This window comes from Paenibacillus polymyxa (assembly GCF_018614975.1).
In the GTDB taxonomy this organism is placed as follows: domain Bacteria; phylum Bacillota; class Bacilli; order Paenibacillales; family Paenibacillaceae; genus Paenibacillus; species Paenibacillus polymyxa_E.
On sequence record NZ_JAGGNR010000011.1, the window covers coordinates 488,335 to 504,286 of the forward strand.

Annotated in this window: 16 protein-coding genes and 1 other annotated feature; of the genes, 10 read left to right on the forward strand and 6 right to left on the reverse strand. The window is 44.9% G+C overall.

The window, feature by feature from the left end:
* Positions 1-125 precede the first annotated feature (125 nt).
* On the forward strand, positions 126-821 hold the full coding sequence (locus J7E78_RS10830) for a pseudouridine synthase (RefSeq protein ID WP_215076154.1): 696 nt from the start codon (positions 126-128) through the stop codon (positions 819-821).
* Positions 822-839: 18 nt separating this feature from the next.
* Here the strand turns inward: J7E78_RS10830 and J7E78_RS10835 are convergent, their stop codons facing one another.
* A complete protein-coding gene (locus J7E78_RS10835) occupies positions 840-1,769 on the reverse strand; it encodes a DMT family transporter (RefSeq protein WP_215076155.1) in 930 nt (309 codons plus the stop codon).
* Positions 1,766-2,617 (reverse strand): AraC family ligand binding domain-containing protein, encoded by an 852-nt coding sequence (locus tag J7E78_RS10840; RefSeq protein WP_215076156.1) that lies wholly within the window; start codon positions 2,615-2,617, stop codon positions 1,766-1,768. The genes J7E78_RS10835 and J7E78_RS10840 overlap by 4 nt, the downstream gene beginning before the upstream one ends.
* A gap of 629 nt (positions 2,618-3,246) precedes the next feature.
* Here J7E78_RS10840 and J7E78_RS10845 point away from each other — a divergent pair.
* The 5 genes from J7E78_RS10845 to tyrS all read left to right on the forward strand — a co-directional run bounded on the left by J7E78_RS10845 (position 3,247) and on the right by tyrS (position 8,857).
* On the forward strand, positions 3,247-3,339 hold the full coding sequence (locus J7E78_RS10845) for an NRDE family protein (RefSeq protein ID WP_215076157.1): 93 nt from the start codon (positions 3,247-3,249) through the stop codon (positions 3,337-3,339).
* Between the two features lie 337 nt (positions 3,340-3,676).
* Complete coding sequence (locus J7E78_RS10850; RefSeq protein ID WP_215076158.1) at positions 3,677-4,993, forward strand: nucleobase:cation symporter-2 family protein; 1,317 nt, start codon at positions 3,677-3,679, stop codon at positions 4,991-4,993.
* A gap of 314 nt (positions 4,994-5,307) precedes the next feature.
* Complete coding sequence (locus J7E78_RS10855; protein ID WP_215076159.1) at positions 5,308-6,777, forward strand: protein adenylyltransferase SelO; 1,470 nt, start codon at positions 5,308-5,310, stop codon at positions 6,775-6,777.
* Positions 6,778-6,933: 156 nt separating this feature from the next.
* The gene (locus tag J7E78_RS10860) at positions 6,934-7,134 is read left to right on the forward strand and encodes a hypothetical protein (protein WP_215076160.1); all 201 of its coding nucleotides are present in this window, start codon (positions 6,934-6,936) and stop codon (positions 7,132-7,134) included.
* A 116-nt stretch (positions 7,135-7,250) separates the two neighbouring features.
* Positions 7,251-7,478, forward strand: a binding site (T-box leader).
* A 116-nt stretch (positions 7,479-7,594) separates the two neighbouring features.
* Positions 7,595-8,857 carry a tyrosine--tRNA ligase gene (tyrS, locus tag J7E78_RS10865; protein WP_215076161.1) on the forward strand — a complete coding sequence of 421 codons (1,263 nt, stop codon included), beginning with the start codon at positions 7,595-7,597 and terminating at the stop codon, positions 8,855-8,857.
* Positions 8,858-9,010: 153 nt separating this feature from the next.
* On the opposite strand, the gene J7E78_RS10870 is transcribed toward tyrS, so the two are convergent.
* From J7E78_RS10870 to J7E78_RS10885, 4 genes are all read right to left on the reverse strand, one after another.
* Entirely contained in the window at positions 9,011-9,289 is a 279-nt protein-coding gene (locus J7E78_RS10870; protein ID WP_215076162.1) for a YxcD family protein, read from the reverse strand.
* 5 nt (positions 9,290-9,294) lie between these two features.
* On the reverse strand, positions 9,295-9,798 hold the full coding sequence (locus tag J7E78_RS10875) for a hypothetical protein (protein WP_091029269.1): 504 nt from the start codon (positions 9,796-9,798) through the stop codon (positions 9,295-9,297).
* A gap of 95 nt (positions 9,799-9,893) precedes the next feature.
* Positions 9,894-10,463 (reverse strand): PadR family transcriptional regulator, encoded by a 570-nt coding sequence (locus J7E78_RS10880; protein ID WP_215076163.1) that lies wholly within the window; start codon positions 10,461-10,463, stop codon positions 9,894-9,896.
* A 173-nt stretch (positions 10,464-10,636) separates the two neighbouring features.
* Positions 10,637-11,212: a beta-class carbonic anhydrase gene (locus J7E78_RS10885; protein ID WP_215076164.1), complete on the reverse strand. Its 576-nt coding sequence runs from the start codon at positions 11,210-11,212 to the stop codon at positions 10,637-10,639.
* 349 nt (positions 11,213-11,561) lie between these two features.
* On the opposite strand from J7E78_RS10885, the gene J7E78_RS10890 reads away from it, so the two are divergent.
* The 4 genes from J7E78_RS10890 (at position 11,562) to J7E78_RS10905 (ending at position 15,894) form a co-directional block, all read left to right on the forward strand.
* Positions 11,562-13,076: a carboxypeptidase M32 gene (locus J7E78_RS10890; RefSeq protein ID WP_215076165.1), complete on the forward strand. Its 1,515-nt coding sequence runs from the start codon at positions 11,562-11,564 to the stop codon at positions 13,074-13,076.
* 159 nt (positions 13,077-13,235) lie between these two features.
* Positions 13,236-14,240 (forward strand): ABC transporter substrate-binding protein, encoded by a 1,005-nt coding sequence (locus J7E78_RS10895; protein WP_215076166.1) that lies wholly within the window; start codon positions 13,236-13,238, stop codon positions 14,238-14,240.
* A gap of 29 nt (positions 14,241-14,269) precedes the next feature.
* Entirely contained in the window at positions 14,270-15,064 is a 795-nt protein-coding gene (locus J7E78_RS10900) for an ABC transporter ATP-binding protein (protein WP_215076167.1), read from the forward strand.
* Between the two features lie 71 nt (positions 15,065-15,135).
* Positions 15,136-15,894 (forward strand): ABC transporter permease, encoded by a 759-nt coding sequence (locus J7E78_RS10905; RefSeq protein WP_251034967.1) that lies wholly within the window; start codon positions 15,136-15,138, stop codon positions 15,892-15,894.
* Positions 15,895-15,952 lie beyond the last annotated feature (58 nt).

Here is a 15,952-nt window from a genome sequence, read left to right on the forward strand (position 1 = left end):
TTCAGTATAAATGAGATGATGTGGAATGAAAATCAGTACAAGGTACTAACTCTTATATGAAGTAAATGAATGTATCATTAAATCAATGAACCAGCAGATATATTACAGATGAGAAGCGGTGACACATGTTAATTAACAAATACATAAGTGAAAAGGGATTCTGCTCCCGCAGGGAAACGAACCGTTTAATTGCAGCTGGACGTATAACGATCAATGGCAGGATATGTGAAAAAGGGGAGGATGTTGAACCTCATGATGTGGTACTCATTGATGGGAAGGAGATTCCTCGTAATGACAGCGAACCTGTCTACATTGCTCTGAACAAACCCATCGGTATTGTCTGCACAGCAGCAGAACATGTGGAGGGGAACATTATTCAATATATGAATTATCCTTCTCGCATATTTGCGATAGGCAGGCTGGATAAGGCATCTGAGGGGTTGATTCTGCTTACGAATGACGGAGGCATTGTGAACAAGATGATGCGTTCGGAGCATAATCATGATAAAGAATATGTAGTGACTGTAGACAAACCCATAACCGACGAATTTGTAAAGTCCATGTCTGATGGCGTTGAAATTCTGGATGTGGTGACCAAGCCCTGCGAAGTGTATAGGCAAAGTGACAATGTATTTCGTATTATTCTGACACAGGGTCTCAACCTGCAGATCCGCAGAATGTGCAAAGCTTTGGGGTATCGAGTCCTGAAGCTGGAGCGCGTGCGAATTATGAATATTACGCTGGATCAACTGGAGCGGGGGCAATGGCGTCATCTGGAGCAAGATGAACTGGAGATTCTGATGTCTCAATTAAATTATTAGTAAAAAATGAAGCAAACACTAACCCCTATGCAGATTAGTGTTTTTGTTGTTAAGCTTGTGTCCTTTTCGCTCTGAAATGTAAGAGCCAAATAGGGTTAAGAACGCCCCGAGTATGATCACCCAGGTTATCCGTTCCTGAAGAATTAGTGCAGATGACACGACAGTAATGACAGGCACCAGATAGATGTAGACACTCGTTTTGATAGCTCCGAGAAGATTCACGGCCCGGTTCCAGGTCACGAAACATAACGCGGAGGCACCTACACCGAGGTATAGAAAATTGGAAAGATTGGTCACACTCGTGAAGCGCCCGAGATCCCAATGGAATTCAAACAGGAACAGAGCTGGCAGCATGAAGATCAGGCCATAGAAGAATACTCTGCGGGTCGCACCAATGGTGTGATAGGAAAGCTGGCCAATTTTCCGCATTAACACAGAATAAATCGCCCATACCGCAGGTGCTATGAAAGCAAGCAGATCACCTACCGGATTCAGTTGCAGAATGAAACTGCCGTTCAGTGCGATGAGAAGGATGCCGCTCAAGGCAATCCCAAATCCGATAATGAAGCGGGGAGTTAACTTCTCACCATCCAGGAAGAAGTGTGCGAGCACGGCAGTGAAGAACGGGGCAATGGAGACAATTACACCCACGTTGGATGCTGTTGTGTACACCAGAGCAATATTTTCAATAAGAAAATATAATGTCACCCCACATAGTCCTGCGCCGATAAATAACAACTCTTCTCTGAATGAGGTGATCCGCAGTGAACGTGGATAGATCAATAACAGTACCAAATACCCCATCAGGAAACGAAAAAATAAAATTTCTACAGGAGTGAAATCAATCAGCAGAACCTTCGTGGAGACAAAGGTAGTTCCCCAGATCAGTATAGTAAATAAAGCGAGCAAATGTCCGGTAGTGGCATTGGTGTTATGATGACTCGTCATACGAGGTTATCGATGGTTCGTTTCAACTCCGTATCATGGTTGAAGATACGTCTGTATTGCTTCGGCGTCAGGCCGATCAGTTTTTTGAAAAAATTCGTGAAATGGCTTTGGTCACTGAATCCTGTCTGTGCGGCTACTTCAATCGGAAGCAGGCCTTGTTCCAGAAGACGTTTGGCTTGATTAATGCGAATCGTTTCCAGGTAACGGTAAGGTGATATCCCTTTCTGGCGAGTGAATAAACGCAGCAGGTGGTATTTACTCATCTCCGTCAAGTCGGCTATCTCGTTCAGCGAGATGCTCTCCATGTAATGAGCTTCTATGTAGTCACATATGCGTCTGATCTCAGCAGTAACATCCTGTGTGGAAACAGGTGGTTCAGCATCCGAATAATCTCGCAGCAATTGATCCAGTAGTAAGAGTAACAATTCTTCTTTGCAAAAATCGGATTGCTCTTCCAGAATCATCTGATGCAGCTCGTGCAGAGAATCCACAAGTTCACTTTGGTAGAGAACGGGGGATGTAAACCGTGGCATGTAAGCTTGTCCAGTAATCTCTCTCACATACTCTCGCATAACCTCAGGCTGGACGTTGATACAGCGATAATCGAGGGTTCTTCCATCGACCTGTTCGCAGGCATGAGGATCATGTGGATTAAAAACAATCATGTCACCACTATTCAGAATGTATTCTTCGTTGTTGCAGACGAGGTGTCGCTTGCCTTGCTCAATGAATCCAATGACGTAATAGTCATGAAAATGATTGGGAAACTTTTGCATAATGCCTTCAAATTGATAAGCTTCTAGCTGTAGATCGGTATCAAATACCACAGTCCGGACTTCCCGAGTCATGATGCACCTTCTTTCTGGTATGTTAAGGTCAGTATAGGTTGTAAAGAAGGAATTTTCTTGAACGATATTGCTATTGCTCGAAGTGTTTGAACGGACAGATATCCCTAAAAAAATTCCCGAAGTCCCGGAGGGAAAGGAGCCCTTTGCTTAGTATAGTTGATTCATGAGTTCAAGCCTATAAGTTGCTTATATCGCTTCATGAGTTCGCCCGTACCTGGATGTGTTGTTTTATCTGCTCCAACTTCAGCATTTTCAGGATAAATATGCACTGCTTGAAGCCTTGTTATCGGATGCTTGTATGGAATATGTAACGAAAAGGGTGAACCCGGATGCCCGGTTATCAGCCGAAACCATACAGCAGCTTATATTTTCATTATGTGATTATTACGTCTCTCGAGTAATGGATGCATCAAAAAATATCAGACAGTTACACCAATTATTGAACAAAACATCAAGACACAGCTGGAGCAATTCCTTCTTGAATTAATGAGCAAAGTAGCGGAGGATGTAGATCTCAAAACGCTGAAAATTACTGCAACCCTTTAACGAAATTGCATTACTATTTGAATGGATAATGTGGGCAACGTCATGATGAAGTTGGAACCGGGATATACGGGATTAGTAATCACTTGATTAATACAGATTGGCCGAAGGTGAAACGTGGAAAAGAAGGGCTGGAGAAAATCATCCATGGGGAGGACGACGAAGATACCCTGACATAACAAATATTAGGTTTGCTGCAAATGGCAGATCCTTCAGTGGATGAACTTTTGCCTCATACAGGTATGAATCACTGAATTTAAATTCCACGTTTATGTTTCATTGCTTCTGAGTGTAAAAGAATTATTTAAATATTCTGTGTAAACTAATATAACACGACATAAACGGTTTGAGAGCCCCTTTTGTACAACACGCCCAATTTAAGTTAGGCTCTTTATCTCTTATCACAATTCTATGTTATGAATCATGGAACTTCCCTGAATAGTTTATATAATGTGAATCAACATAACATGATTTTGCAGCGGTTCGGTTGATTCTAATTTCAGGGGGCAACGTGGAATGAAAGAAACCAAAAAGATGAGAGTTTTTTCACTGGGGATTCAGCACGTACTCGCGATGTATGCGGGAGCAATTTTGGTGCCTTTGCTTGTGGGCAGAGCACTAAATCTGACTGCAGAGCAGTTGGCGTATCTGGTATCCATTGACCTGTTAACGTGCGGGATTGCAACATGGCTTCAGGCTCGGAAAGGAAAGTACTTGGGTATTGGTTTGCCAGCGGTGCTCGGAAGTTCTTTTGTAGCGGTGACACCCATGATTGCGATTGGATCGCAATACGGAATACCTGCCATATATGGGTCGATCATCGCAGCCGGGTTATTTATCGTCATCTTTGCCGTATTTTTTAGCAAAATCGTCAAATTGTTTCCGCCAGTCGTGATCGGTACAGTGGTAACCATTATCGGTCTTGCGCTAATCCCAACTGGCATTAAAAACATGGCGGGTGGAGCAAACAGTGAGAATTTTGGGAGTTTGGATAATTTGGCCCTCTCATTTGGTGTATTACTGTTCATTCTAATCCTGAATCGCTATGCTCGCGGGTTTGTTAAATCCTTGGCTGTTCTCCTTGGTATTATCGTGGGAACCCTCATCGCATCCATCATGGGAAAAGTGAATTTTGCCTCTGTACAGGAAGCCTCCTGGTTCCATTTACCTCAACCCTTTTACTTTGGATGGCCTACCTTCGAAATCGGCCCAATCATTACAATGATTATTGTAGGTACGGTGGTTATCATCGAATCAACAGGTGTATTTATGGCTTTGAGTAAAATCTGTGATCAACCGATCAACGAAAAAGATCTGGCACGGGGATATCGTGCAGAAGGTCTTGCGTTTGTCCTGGGCGGCATATTTAATGCTTTTCCATACAATACATTTGCACAGAATGTCGGTTTGGTTCAGCTCTCCAAAGTGAAAACGACCAATGTTGTTGTTGCAGCCGGAGGTATTCTGGTCTTTCTGGGACTCATTCCGAAGGTAGCTGCTTTTGCAACCATTATTCCAAGTGCTGTCCTTGGAGGAGCAACTGTTGTCCTGTTTGGAATGGTCGTCTCATCCGGGATCAAAATGCTGCAAAATGTCGACTTCGGCAAACAATCCAATCTATTGATCGTGGCTTGCTCCGTTTCACTTGGGCTCGGTGTTACTGCTGTACCCGACCTGTTTGCCCAGCTTCCTCAAAGTATTCGGATTATTGTTAGCGATGGTATTATCACGGGAAGCCTGTCAGCGATTCTGCTTAATGTCTTCTTTAACCTCGCTTTGAAAAAAGAGAGCTTGCCAGTACAGCCTGTACAGGCTCAGGAAGCACATACGTAAATCCTTGTAATAACGGACGTGTCATCTGGTAGTAAGCGGAATAGATCCAAGATGGTTTTCTGGGAAGTGGAATGAAAGACAATGACTCCACTTGGCAAAGAAACCTCTTGGATTTTTTTGTGCTTACGATTCATGAGAATGCAAAAGGCATGCAAATATGCTAAAGTTTCATCAAGAACATTTTAGATGTTCGTTTAAGTCAACAACCTCTTGAATTGAATTTCCATGCGACTACATAAATGAGCATTGGTTCACAAGGCTAAAATAAAAACCAGGGGATATCCATTGGGTACAGAAAAGGAGTTGTGTTCACTATGCAACAAGAAACGTTGAACAAAGGGTGGAACTTGGAGAATAGTTATGCGCAGTTACCGCAACCCTTTTTCACAAGTCAGGGCGCGGTGCCTGTTGAATCACCAAAGCTGATCATTTTCAATAGATTGCTTGCCTCCAGCTTGGGACTGGATGTGGAGTCTCTTGACAGTGATGAAGGAGCGCAAATTTTTGCGGGTAATTCGATTCCGGAAGGAGCCGAGCCTCTGGCTCAGGCCTATGCAGGACATCAATTCGGCAATTTTAACATGCTTGGAGATGGACGGGCTTTGCTGCTGGGTGAACAGATTACGCCACAGGGCGAGCGAGTGGATATCCAGCTGAAAGGTTCAGGGAGAACACCGTACTCTCGTGGAGGAGATGGACGTGCTGCTGTGGGGCCCATGTTGCGAGAATATATCATTAGTGAAGCGATGTATGCACTAGGTATTCCAACGACACGCAGTCTGGCGGTGGTATCAACAGGAGAAAACATTATCCGCGAAACAGAGCGGCCTGGGGCCATATTAACCCGGGTGGCTTCCAGTCATATCCGGGTAGCAACCTTCCAGTATGCAGCCAGATGGGGTTCTATAGACGATCTTCGGGCATTGGCTGACTATACGTTGAATCGACATTTTCCTGAGGTTGCTCAAGCTGAAGATCGTTATCTTTTGCTCCTTCAGGAAGTAATTAAACGGCAGGCGGCACTCGTTGCCCAATGGCAGCATGTTGGTTTCATTCATGGCGTGATGAACACGGATAACATGGCGATCAGTGGTGAGACCATCGATTATGGTCCGTGCGCCTTTATGGATGCTTACAATCCTTCAACCGTATTCAGCTCCATTGACAGACAAGGTCGCTATGCTTATGGTAATCAACCGTATATTGCCGGGTGGAATTTGGCTCGCTTTGCCGAGACACTTCTGCCGTTGTTGCATGAAGATGAAGAACAGGCCGTGCAACTCGCGCAGGATACCATCGCACAATTTTCTGAATTGTACCATCATCACTGGCTCAAGGGGATGCGTGCCAAACTGGGCTTGTTGGATGAAGAGGCCGAAGATGAGGCCATGATCAAGGATCTTCTTGAACTTATGGAGAAGCATAGTTCAGATTACACGAATACGTTCCTGGCATTGACATTTGATACATTGGAAGGGACTGCTTTGTTTGGCACGACAGAATTTGCTGAATGGAATGAGCGGTGGCAAGCAAGATTGGACAGACAGGAAGAGGAGAAGGAAGTCTCTCGACAGTTGATGAGAACGAACAATCCAGCGGTCATCCCCCGCAATCATCGGGTCGAGGAAGCGCTTGAGCAAGCGGAGAACTACGGAGATCTTAGCGTGATGCAGAAGCTTTTGGCAGTTCTTTCAGATCCGTTTGCGCACTCACCTGAGCAGGCTCAATATGCCGAACTACCTGCACAATGCAATACTTCGTACCAAACTTTTTGTGGAACCTGATTTAACAATGTGGAATGAAGAGGCTGCCTTGGGCAGCTTTTTCATTTTTTTCATTCTGTCATGAACGTTAGAATCGAACGTTTTTATTGAATTTGGAGATTGTCATACAATAATTAGAGAAGTAGAGATTTAACTTTTATAGAGGCAGGTGCATTCATGTCCAACATGTTAAGCAAAGAACAATTGGTAGACATCCTTTTACAGCTTTTAGAGCGTACATCTTTTCCTAGGGAACAGATGCAAAACTATGTTAACCGCTTGTTTGAGACCCTTAAGTGGGATGGGGTGCCCTATGTAGCGAGTAGAGAAGATACGTATTTGCAGAGAAAGCCTATGGTTATTATCACGGAAAATTGAACATAATGATAATATAATTTGGTTTCAACTATACATCCGTTGTTCTGTTCAAAGATTGCATACTTGGTCTTGCAATGACTGAAACGTTCGGCTATACTTGCTATAAATTGAATACATGAATCACGTTGATAGAGCGCAGTAGCGGCTTTGTCCCTGTTACAGAAAGTCAGGGGTTGATGGAACCTGATACATACAAGGGCTGCGAATTACACTCTGGAGTACTTGGGTAATGCCAAGCGGATGGGCAAACGATATATTGCTAAAAGTGGTATGGATAACGTGTTAAGGTTACGTGTTGTCCATGCAATTTGGGTGGTACCACGGTTATGATAATCGTCCCTGTGTCTAATGAAGACAAGGAGGCGATTTTTTTGTGTCCAAAAAATCCGTTCCAGCGTGTTATTTCGTAATTTGACGTAGATCATGACTGAATTTTGAGGATAGAAAAGGGGTTGTACAAATGAATATTATTGATGAACTACAATGGCGTGACGCCATTAACCAGCAGACGGATGCAGAGGGATTACGTGAATTGACTGAAACGAAGTCCGTTTCTTTGTACTGCGGCGTTGACCCTACGGGGGATAGCATGCATATCGGACATCTCATTCCATTCATGATGCTTAAACGTTTTCAACTGGCAGGACATCGTCCAGTCATTTTGATTGGTGGAGCTACAGGCACGATTGGTGATCCAAGTGGTCGTCAGGCAGAGCGTTCTTTGCAAACGATGGAGCAAGTGCAGGAGAATGTGGATGCACTGACCGCGCAGATGAAGAAGTTGTTTGTAACAGACGGTGATAATCAGGTTCGCATGGTGAACAACTATGATTGGACACACAAAATCAATGTCATTGAATTCTTGCGTGACTACGGCAAAAACTTCAACCTTAACACAATGCTGGCTAAGGATGTCGTTGCGAGCAGACTGGAAGGCGGAATCTCGTTCACTGAGTTTTCCTACCAGATCCTTCAATCGCTCGACTACCTGCACCTGTTCCAGAACGAAGATGTACAGCTTCAAATCGGCGGTTCTGATCAATGGGGGAATATCACGAGTGGTCTTGATCTGATTCGCAAAAAAGAAGGATCTGAAGCGAAGGCGTACGGTCTGACCATTCCGCTCATGCTCAAATCCGACGGAACCAAATTCGGTAAAACAGCTGGCGGCGCAATCTGGCTTGATCCGAACAAAACGACACCATTTGAATTCTACCAGTTCTGGGCAAATACAGATGACCGTGATGTGATCAAATACTTGAAATACTTTACCTTCTTGAGCAAAGAAGAAATTGAAGCTTTGGCTGAAAAGGTAGAGACAGAGCCGCACAGACGTGAAGCACAGAAAGCACTCGCGGAAGAAATGACAAAATTCGTTCACGGCGAAGAAATGCTCGAACAGGCTAAACGTATTACAGCGGCGCTGTTCAGTGGTGATATCCGTTCCCTGACAGCAGATGAAATCGAGCAGGGCTTCAAGGAAATGCCAACATTTGAAACGGATGGCTTAGCAAAAAATATCGTCGACTGGCTCGTAGAGCTGGGGTTGGAGCCATCGAAGCGCCAGGCGCGTGAGGATGTCACCAAAGGCGCTATCTCCATGAACGGTGAGAAAATCACAGAGCTTGAATTCACAGTGTCGGCAGAGCATGCCATTGGCGGTAAATTCATCATTATCCGTAAAGGTAAGAAGAATTACAGCTTGGTTAAACTTCAATCGTAGGTGTCGAAGAAATAGAACGTAACACAGACACGTAAGAGACTACAATAGAAATACAAAAAAACCAAATACAGAAACAAAAAGACCGTCTTCCATCTCTGTCAGGCGACAGAAGGGAGACGGTCTTTAGTATAACAGGTCATTGCTTGACCTAGTTTATTGATTAACGATTGCTGTGATCTCTTCATCCAGATCAAGTCGTACGTTCTCACGGTACGCCCGCATGTTGTATTCACTGTGCAGGTAACGAAGAATCGCTTCAATCATATTGGACTCCACCAGATATTGACTGCGGCCTTGAATCCAAACTTCAGCGGAATAACCTGTATCTTCTTCCCAGCTCAGTTCTACGTTCACATCGGTTGGACGTACACCCTTACGTTCTGCCATATGAATACAGATTGCATTCACAATTTCATCCATGCTCAGAACCATAGAGATTAGTACCGTCCGTTTCTGTTACGGTCATCATCACGATCATTGCGGCGGTCATAACGGCCATCCGCTGCAGGTTTGCGACGATTAGAGATGGCTCTGAAGAGTGCCATAGCCAGCATAACAATCAACATAATTGCTGCAACGTTCACGAGCAATCCAAGGATGTTACCCAGAGCACCCATGCCACCGAACAGTCCGCCGAACATCATACCAGCAAGACCACCAAGCATCATGCCTTTCATGAATCCACCGCCACCGCCGAAGAATCCACCACCACGGGTTGCAGCTGCACCAGTACCGGAGTTATTACCGGAATTGGATTGATTCACGTTGTTGTTGGAGTCGGATTTCTTAGGAGTGTTGGTATAACTTTTTGTACCGGATTTGAATCCGCCACCACGTCTTGCATCCGCAGAATCCGGATTCGTTACTCCCACTGTTGCGAACAATAATGTAAAGGCCATAAATACCATCATTAGATGTTTAACTCCAAATTTTTTCTTCATTGTAAAGATCGTAACCCCCCGATTAATTTGTTTGAATCGCCCAAAAAAGGGCCTTACTCATGTGATACGGTCAACTTGCAGGAACGTTTCAAATTTTATTGAATTTCTGAAACGCTTGGACTTGGGTCTTGAATTGCAGCTTGGCCATCAAGCAATTGGGTAACCCAATGACACCATTCCAGGCCTGTTTGTGCGTGCATTAACCCTTTTTGTACCAGGATGTAGCTTCCAAAATCTCGGTTGCCTACACGAAGATTATCTTGAGGTATACGTGACTTCAGATCCTCGAAATAACGTATGCGCTCCATAAACCAGCTTTTACGCTCGTTAAGAATGCGTCTCATGCTTCCGTCTTCCGCTATGCCAACACACAAAATACGCAGATTAAATTCATCGCGTGTAACCGGTGCGGTAACAGGAGTAATCATCCATTCCAAGAGCTTTTCAATGCCTTTTTCCGTAACTGCGTACATTTTCTTGTCCGGTTTGTCAGACTGTTGTACCCAGCGGGAGGCCAATAACTCATCGTTTTCCATCTTGGACAGGAGTGGATAGATCTGGCTGTGCTTCGCCTGCCAATGAGGCTGGATTTTCAGCATCAGATCATAGCCCGATGACTCCTCGCGGGTAAGCAGCCCGAGTAATCCGTAGGAAAGTATGTTCATGCACATGTCTCCTTAATATTAGGGCTAGGTCAGAGAGAACAATCGTTTTTACTTTCTTTGACCGCTTTCATAAAAAGTGTACACTGAAACTGTATGGTTTGACAACCTGACAGAACAACTGCCTTAATTTAGACAAAAAAAGTGCGAACCATAAGGTCCGCACTCCAAACCATTTAGAGAGATGCCTGTTGTCCATACCCCTCAGCGACAAGATCAAGCTCACCTGTGGCAGAATCGATAACCATGCCGTGGACGGGTACATTGGGAGGAAGTAAAGGATGCTTCTTGATCACTTCCACAGTATGTTTTACCCCTTCTTGGACGCTGTCAAACCCGCGCAACCATTTTTGCAAACGGATGCCCGAATTCTCCAGAGTAGTCATGACTTCTTCCGATACACCACGCTCTACCATATGTCCAATCATGGTCTCAGCGTGAAGGGAAGCCATACCACATTCCGTATGCCCCACTACCAGGACTTCATCTGCACCCAGTTCATAGATGGCGACAAGTACACTACGCATTACACTCCCGAAAGGCTGAGAGATAATTGCGCCTGCGTTTTTGATGATTTTCACATCACCGTTTTTCAGGTTCATAGCCTTGGGCAGCAATTCCACCAGACGTGTATCCATACAAGTGATGATAACCATCTTTTTGGTAGGAAACTTGCTAGTCGTATACTTTTCGTATTCTTTGGTCTCGACAAATGATTTGTTGTAAGCCAAAATCTCTTGAATGTTGTTCATGTCCATTGCCTCCTGTTATCCAATACGACGAGCACGGCCACTTGCATATGATGCAACTTGTCCTACGCGCCTTTGCTTTGATAGTGTTTCATGGTCAGCAGATGGCATTACTCCAACCTTTTAGAGGTTGTTCAAAAAGTCCACTTTTGATTACAAATCATGCCTGAGGGCATCATCAGCATCGAAGTTGAATTCCATTTCTATCTTCTCGGTAATGAAAACCAGACTTTTTGAACACGTATCTTTAGGAGAACAATGCAATTTTCATCTGTTAAAAGTTGATTATACGCAATGCAAAAAGTATCATCAATAGGGTATTACATTTTTTTTGAAGAGGTGAACGATAACAATGGATAAACAAACACAGGAACATTTGGAATCCTTCCGTAATCTGGCTCGTAAAATTAAGAGCTATCATGAAGCCATTGGTTTGCTTCACTGGGATCTGCGCACAGGTGCGCCGAAAAAAGGCGTTCCGACTCGTTCGGAGACGCTGGGTATGTTGTCCACCGAAGCATTCAAGCTGCAAACTTCGACCGACATGAAGACTTACCTGGATGCATTAGCGACTCCAGCGGTATTGGAACAGCTCGAAGATATAGATCGTCGTCTGGTTGAAGATTGCAAGAAAGAATATGATCGCAGTCAGTCTGTACCACCTGAGAAAGTACAAGCATATACCGTGCTCACGGCCAAGTCCGAAACCGCATGGGAAGATGCCAAGCATAACAGTGATTTTGCAGGGTTCTCCCCATATCTGACAGATATCGTTAAGCTCAAACAAGAGTTTATTGATTATTGGGGTGTGAAGGATACACGTTATGATACGCTGCTTGATATGTATGAACCGGATCTGACGGTTGAGAAAGTGGATGCTGTATTTGCCCGCCTCAAAGCACGCTTGGTGCCTCTGCAAGAGAAGATTAATGCTTCAGAAAACAAGCCAAATACAGAGTTTTTGAATCAGTTGTTTGACACCGAACAGCAGGAAAAGTTCAGTCTGTTCATCTTGGAACAAATGGGCTATGACTTTGAAGCTGGACGATTGGACGAGAGTGTTCATCCTTTTGCAACGGGTCTTAACCCGGGTGATGTGCGGATCACAACCCATTATCTGCAAGATGATGTAGCAAGCGCAGTCTTCAGTTCACTGCATGAGGGCGGACATGCCCTGTACGAACAAAATATTGATGACAGTCTGGCGGGTACTCTGCTTGCCGAAGGAACGTCCATGGGGATTCATGAGTCCCAGTCCCGTCTTTGGGAAAACATGATTGGTCGCAGCCTGCCATTCTGGTCACGTTATTACAAAGATTTGCAGCAGCATTTCCCGCAACTGAGTGAGGTTGAACTGGAAGATTTCTATCGTGCAATCAACCGGGTGGAGAGTTCACTCATTCGGATTGAAGCGGATGAACTGACCTATAACCTGCACATTATTATCCGATATGAGATTGAAAAAATGTTATTCAACGATGGCCTGGAAGTGAAAGACTTGCCAGAGACCTGGAATGCAAAATACAAGGAATACCTCGGTATTATGCCGACGAATGATGGAGACGGCGTTCTTCAGGATGTTCACTGGTCTGGTGGTGACTTTGGTTACTTTGCTTCGTATTCTCTGGGTAATATGTATGCAGCTCAAATTCTACATACATTGCGCAATGAAATGCCGGAGTTTGATACCCTTATTGCCGAAGGTAATCTGATTCCAATTAAGGAATGGCTTACAGACAAGATCTATCGTTATGGTAAAAGTCGCACACCTTCCGAATTGATTGTTGCCGTAACGGGTGAAGAATTGAACCCGGATTATCTGGCCGATTATCTGGAAGCCAAATATGCCGAGATTTACAAGCTGTAGGCATCCCATAAATAACATATTGTATAACATTTCGAAGAGCTGAAGAGTCGGGCATCATTGCCCGGCTCTTTTTTGTATTTAAGTTCTTAACCTTTTGTTGGGCATCGGCATATCCATAATAGAGAGAAACTGCTGAAACCAGTGAAGGAGGGAAACAACATGAAATACACGCCATGGTTCGTCCGGGGGATCGTTATTCTGCTGATTATCATTGTGGCGCTCACCAGCTGTAATAAGGAAGAGAATGAAGCCAGGATTACGATTGGCGAAGTGACTCGTTCGGTATTTTACGCACCAGAGTATGTGGCTGTGGCTCAAGGTTTTTTTGAAGAGCAGGGACTTGAGGTGGGTATTCAAACGACTGCTGGCGGTGACAAAACGATGGCGGCATTACTCGCAGGTTCGGTGGATATCGCACTGGTAGGGGCGGAGACGTCCATATATGTCTATCAGCAGGGAGCGGAAGACCCGGTCATTAACTTTGCCCAACTCACGCAGACAGATGGTACGTTCCTGTTCGCTCGTAACACGGAAGGCAGTTTTGATTGGGAGCAACTGAGGAACTCCACATTTCTTGGACAGCGCAAAGGTGGCATGCCACAAATGGCAGGGGAGTTCGCACTGAACAAACATGGTATTGATCCGCAAAGTGATCTGGAGCTGATTCAAAATGTGGACTTTGCCAATATTGCGTCTGCTTTCGCCTCAGGTACGGGAGATTATGTTCAACTGTTTGAACCCCAGGCATCCATCTTTGAACAAGAAGATCGGGGCAAGGTTGTTGCATCGTTTGGAACAGAAAGTGGTCGTTTGCCTTACACCGTCTTTATGACGAAACAGAGTTATCTGAATGACAATAAGGATATCGTGCAGAAATTTACAAATGGTCTGCACAAAGCGCAGGCATGGGTAGATTCCCACAGCGCTGAAGAGATTGCGGAGGTCATTTCTCCTTTTTTCAAAGACATCGATTCAGCCATATTGATCAGTAGTGTAAACCGTTATAAGGAACAGGGTAGCTATGCAACGGACCCGATCATTGATGAGGAAGAGTGGAACAATCTACTTGATGTCATGAGTGCCGCTGGCGAGCTGAAAGAACGCGTGGATTTGAATGCCATTGTGGATAATGCCTATGCGGAAGAAGTCACGAAATCAAAGTAATGGGTATTCAGGAAAGGAAGTGAGCAGGAATGCCTGAATCCGAAAGTGTGATCCGACTGGAGGGGATCTCTCAAGTCTACGTCAGCGAGCGGGAAGCTTCATTGGTGATTGAAGACTTGAGTCTGGAGATCCAAAAAGGAGAGTTCGTCAGTCTGGTTGGACCGAGTGGATGCGGTAAAACGACATTGTTGTCGATCATCGCAGGGCTGCTCACACCCACTCAAGGAGAGGTTAAGGTTAAAGGCAAGCTCGTAGGCGGCCCCTCATCGCAGATTGGTTATATGCTCCAACAGGACTATCTGTTTCCATGGCGGACCATTCTGGATAATGCGTTGATCGGACTTGAACTGACAGGTAGATTGGATGAACGGAGTCGTGAGCGTGTGCGTAAACTTCTGGTAAGTATGGGTCTGGCAGGAACGGAGAATCAGTACCCTTCAGAGCTTTCAGGGGGCATGAGACAGCGGGTGGCTCTGGTGCGCACGCTGGCAACCGACCCGGGAATTTTATTGTTGGATGAACCATTTTCGGCACTCGATTATCAAACCAAGCTGCAACTGGAGGATCTGGTTTCGGACACGTTAAAACAGTTTGGCAAAACCTCTGTACTTGTCACCCATGACTTGTCTGAAGCCATCGCTGTCAGTGACCGCGTCATTGTACTTGAGCGCAATCCGGGCCGCATCCGTCGTGAATTTATCATTCCCGATGGAATACGCAAATCTCAGCCGTTCCATGCCAGGGAGCAAGAAGGATTCAATGAGCTGTTTCAGGCGTTATGGAGTGAACTGGACCAGTCCGGGGGAGGTGAGAAAGACGCGTGAATCAAACGAATCCGAAGCAGGAAAAGCGTGACGAATGGATGGGGCAATTGCATCGTAATCATATTCAGCAGATGGCCAGATGGCGACATCAAGTGCTTGCCGTACAATTATCCATGCTGGTATGTATGTTTTTGCTATGGGAAGTGGCAGGCAGACTCCGTTGGATTGATGTACTGTTATTCAGTTATCCCAGTAAGATTTTTGCCCAGATCGGCAAGGACATCGCTAGTGGCGAATTATGGGCACATGTTGGGGTAACCGTAGGGGAAACGGCAGTTGGTTTTTTACTGGGAACACTCGTTGGAACCTTGCTTGCGGTTTTAATTTGGTGGTCTCCTTTTTTGTCCAAAGTGCTAGACCCCTATATGGTTGTGTTCAACAGTATGCCAAAGGTAGCACTTGGCCCGATCTTTATTGTTATGTTTGGCGCTGGTTTTACAGCCATTGTTATGACTACATTGTCCATCACGGTCATTATTACGACATTGGTCGTGTATAACAGCTTCAATGAAGTGGATCCCAATTATATTAAAGTGATTCGTACGTTTGGTGGAGAGCGTTCCGAGATTTTTATGAAAGTTGTATTGCCTGCTTCTTTTCCGGCGATTGTATCCACCTTGAAAGTAAACGTGGGCATGGCCTGGGTGGGTGTAATTGTGGGTGAGTTTCTGGTCGCCAAACAAGGGCTCGGTTATCTCATTATCTACGGATTTCAGGTATTCAACTTCACGCTTGTATTATCGAGTCTGTTAATTATTGCTGCAGTTGCAACAGCCATGTATCAACTTGTTGTCTATGCAGAACGCAAAATGCTGGCTGGCCGCAGGTAATTCGGACGTGTTTTACTCGTAATGTGACCGGGTATGATATGTATACAATTTCACAAGG

Bases quoted from the DNA above. Each gene is read 5' to 3' on its own strand.
- J7E78_RS10870 (WP_215076162.1), bottom strand. From the start codon at position 9,289: ATGGTTCTGAGCATGGATGAAATTGTGAATGCAATCTGTATTCATATG.
- J7E78_RS10860 (WP_215076160.1), top strand. From the start codon at position 6,934: ATGTCCAACATGTTAAGCAAAGAACAATTGGTAGACATCCTTTTACAG.
- J7E78_RS10855 (WP_215076159.1), top strand. From the start codon at position 5,308: ATGCAACAAGAAACGTTGAACAAAGGGTGGAACTTGGAGAATAGTTAT.
- J7E78_RS10885 (WP_215076164.1), bottom strand. From the start codon at position 11,212: ATGAACAACATTCAAGAGATTTTGGCTTACAACAAATCATTTGTCGAG.
- J7E78_RS10895 (WP_215076166.1), top strand. From the start codon at position 13,236: ATGAAATACACGCCATGGTTCGTCCGGGGGATCGTTATTCTGCTGATT.
- J7E78_RS10830 (WP_215076154.1), top strand. From the start codon at position 126: ATGTTAATTAACAAATACATAAGTGAAAAGGGATTCTGCTCCCGCAGG.
- J7E78_RS10890 (WP_215076165.1), top strand. From the start codon at position 11,562: ATGGATAAACAAACACAGGAACATTTGGAATCCTTCCGTAATCTGGCT.
- J7E78_RS10850 (WP_215076158.1), top strand. From the start codon at position 3,677: ATGAAAGAAACCAAAAAGATGAGAGTTTTTTCACTGGGGATTCAGCAC.
- J7E78_RS10905 (WP_251034967.1), top strand. From the start codon at position 15,136: ATGGCCAGATGGCGACATCAAGTGCTTGCCGTACAATTATCCATGCTG.
- J7E78_RS10875 (WP_091029269.1), bottom strand. From the start codon at position 9,798: ATGAAGAAAAAATTTGGAGTTAAACATCTAATGATGGTATTTATGGCC.
- tyrS (WP_215076161.1), top strand. From the start codon at position 7,595: ATGAATATTATTGATGAACTACAATGGCGTGACGCCATTAACCAGCAG.
- J7E78_RS10840 (WP_215076156.1), bottom strand. From the start codon at position 2,617: ATGACTCGGGAAGTCCGGACTGTGGTATTTGATACCGATCTACAGCTA.
- J7E78_RS10900 (WP_215076167.1), top strand. From the start codon at position 14,270: ATGCCTGAATCCGAAAGTGTGATCCGACTGGAGGGGATCTCTCAAGTC.
- J7E78_RS10835 (WP_215076155.1), bottom strand. From the start codon at position 1,769: ATGACGAGTCATCATAACACCAATGCCACTACCGGACATTTGCTCGCT.
- J7E78_RS10880 (WP_215076163.1), bottom strand. From the start codon at position 10,463: ATGAACATACTTTCCTACGGATTACTCGGGCTGCTTACCCGCGAGGAG.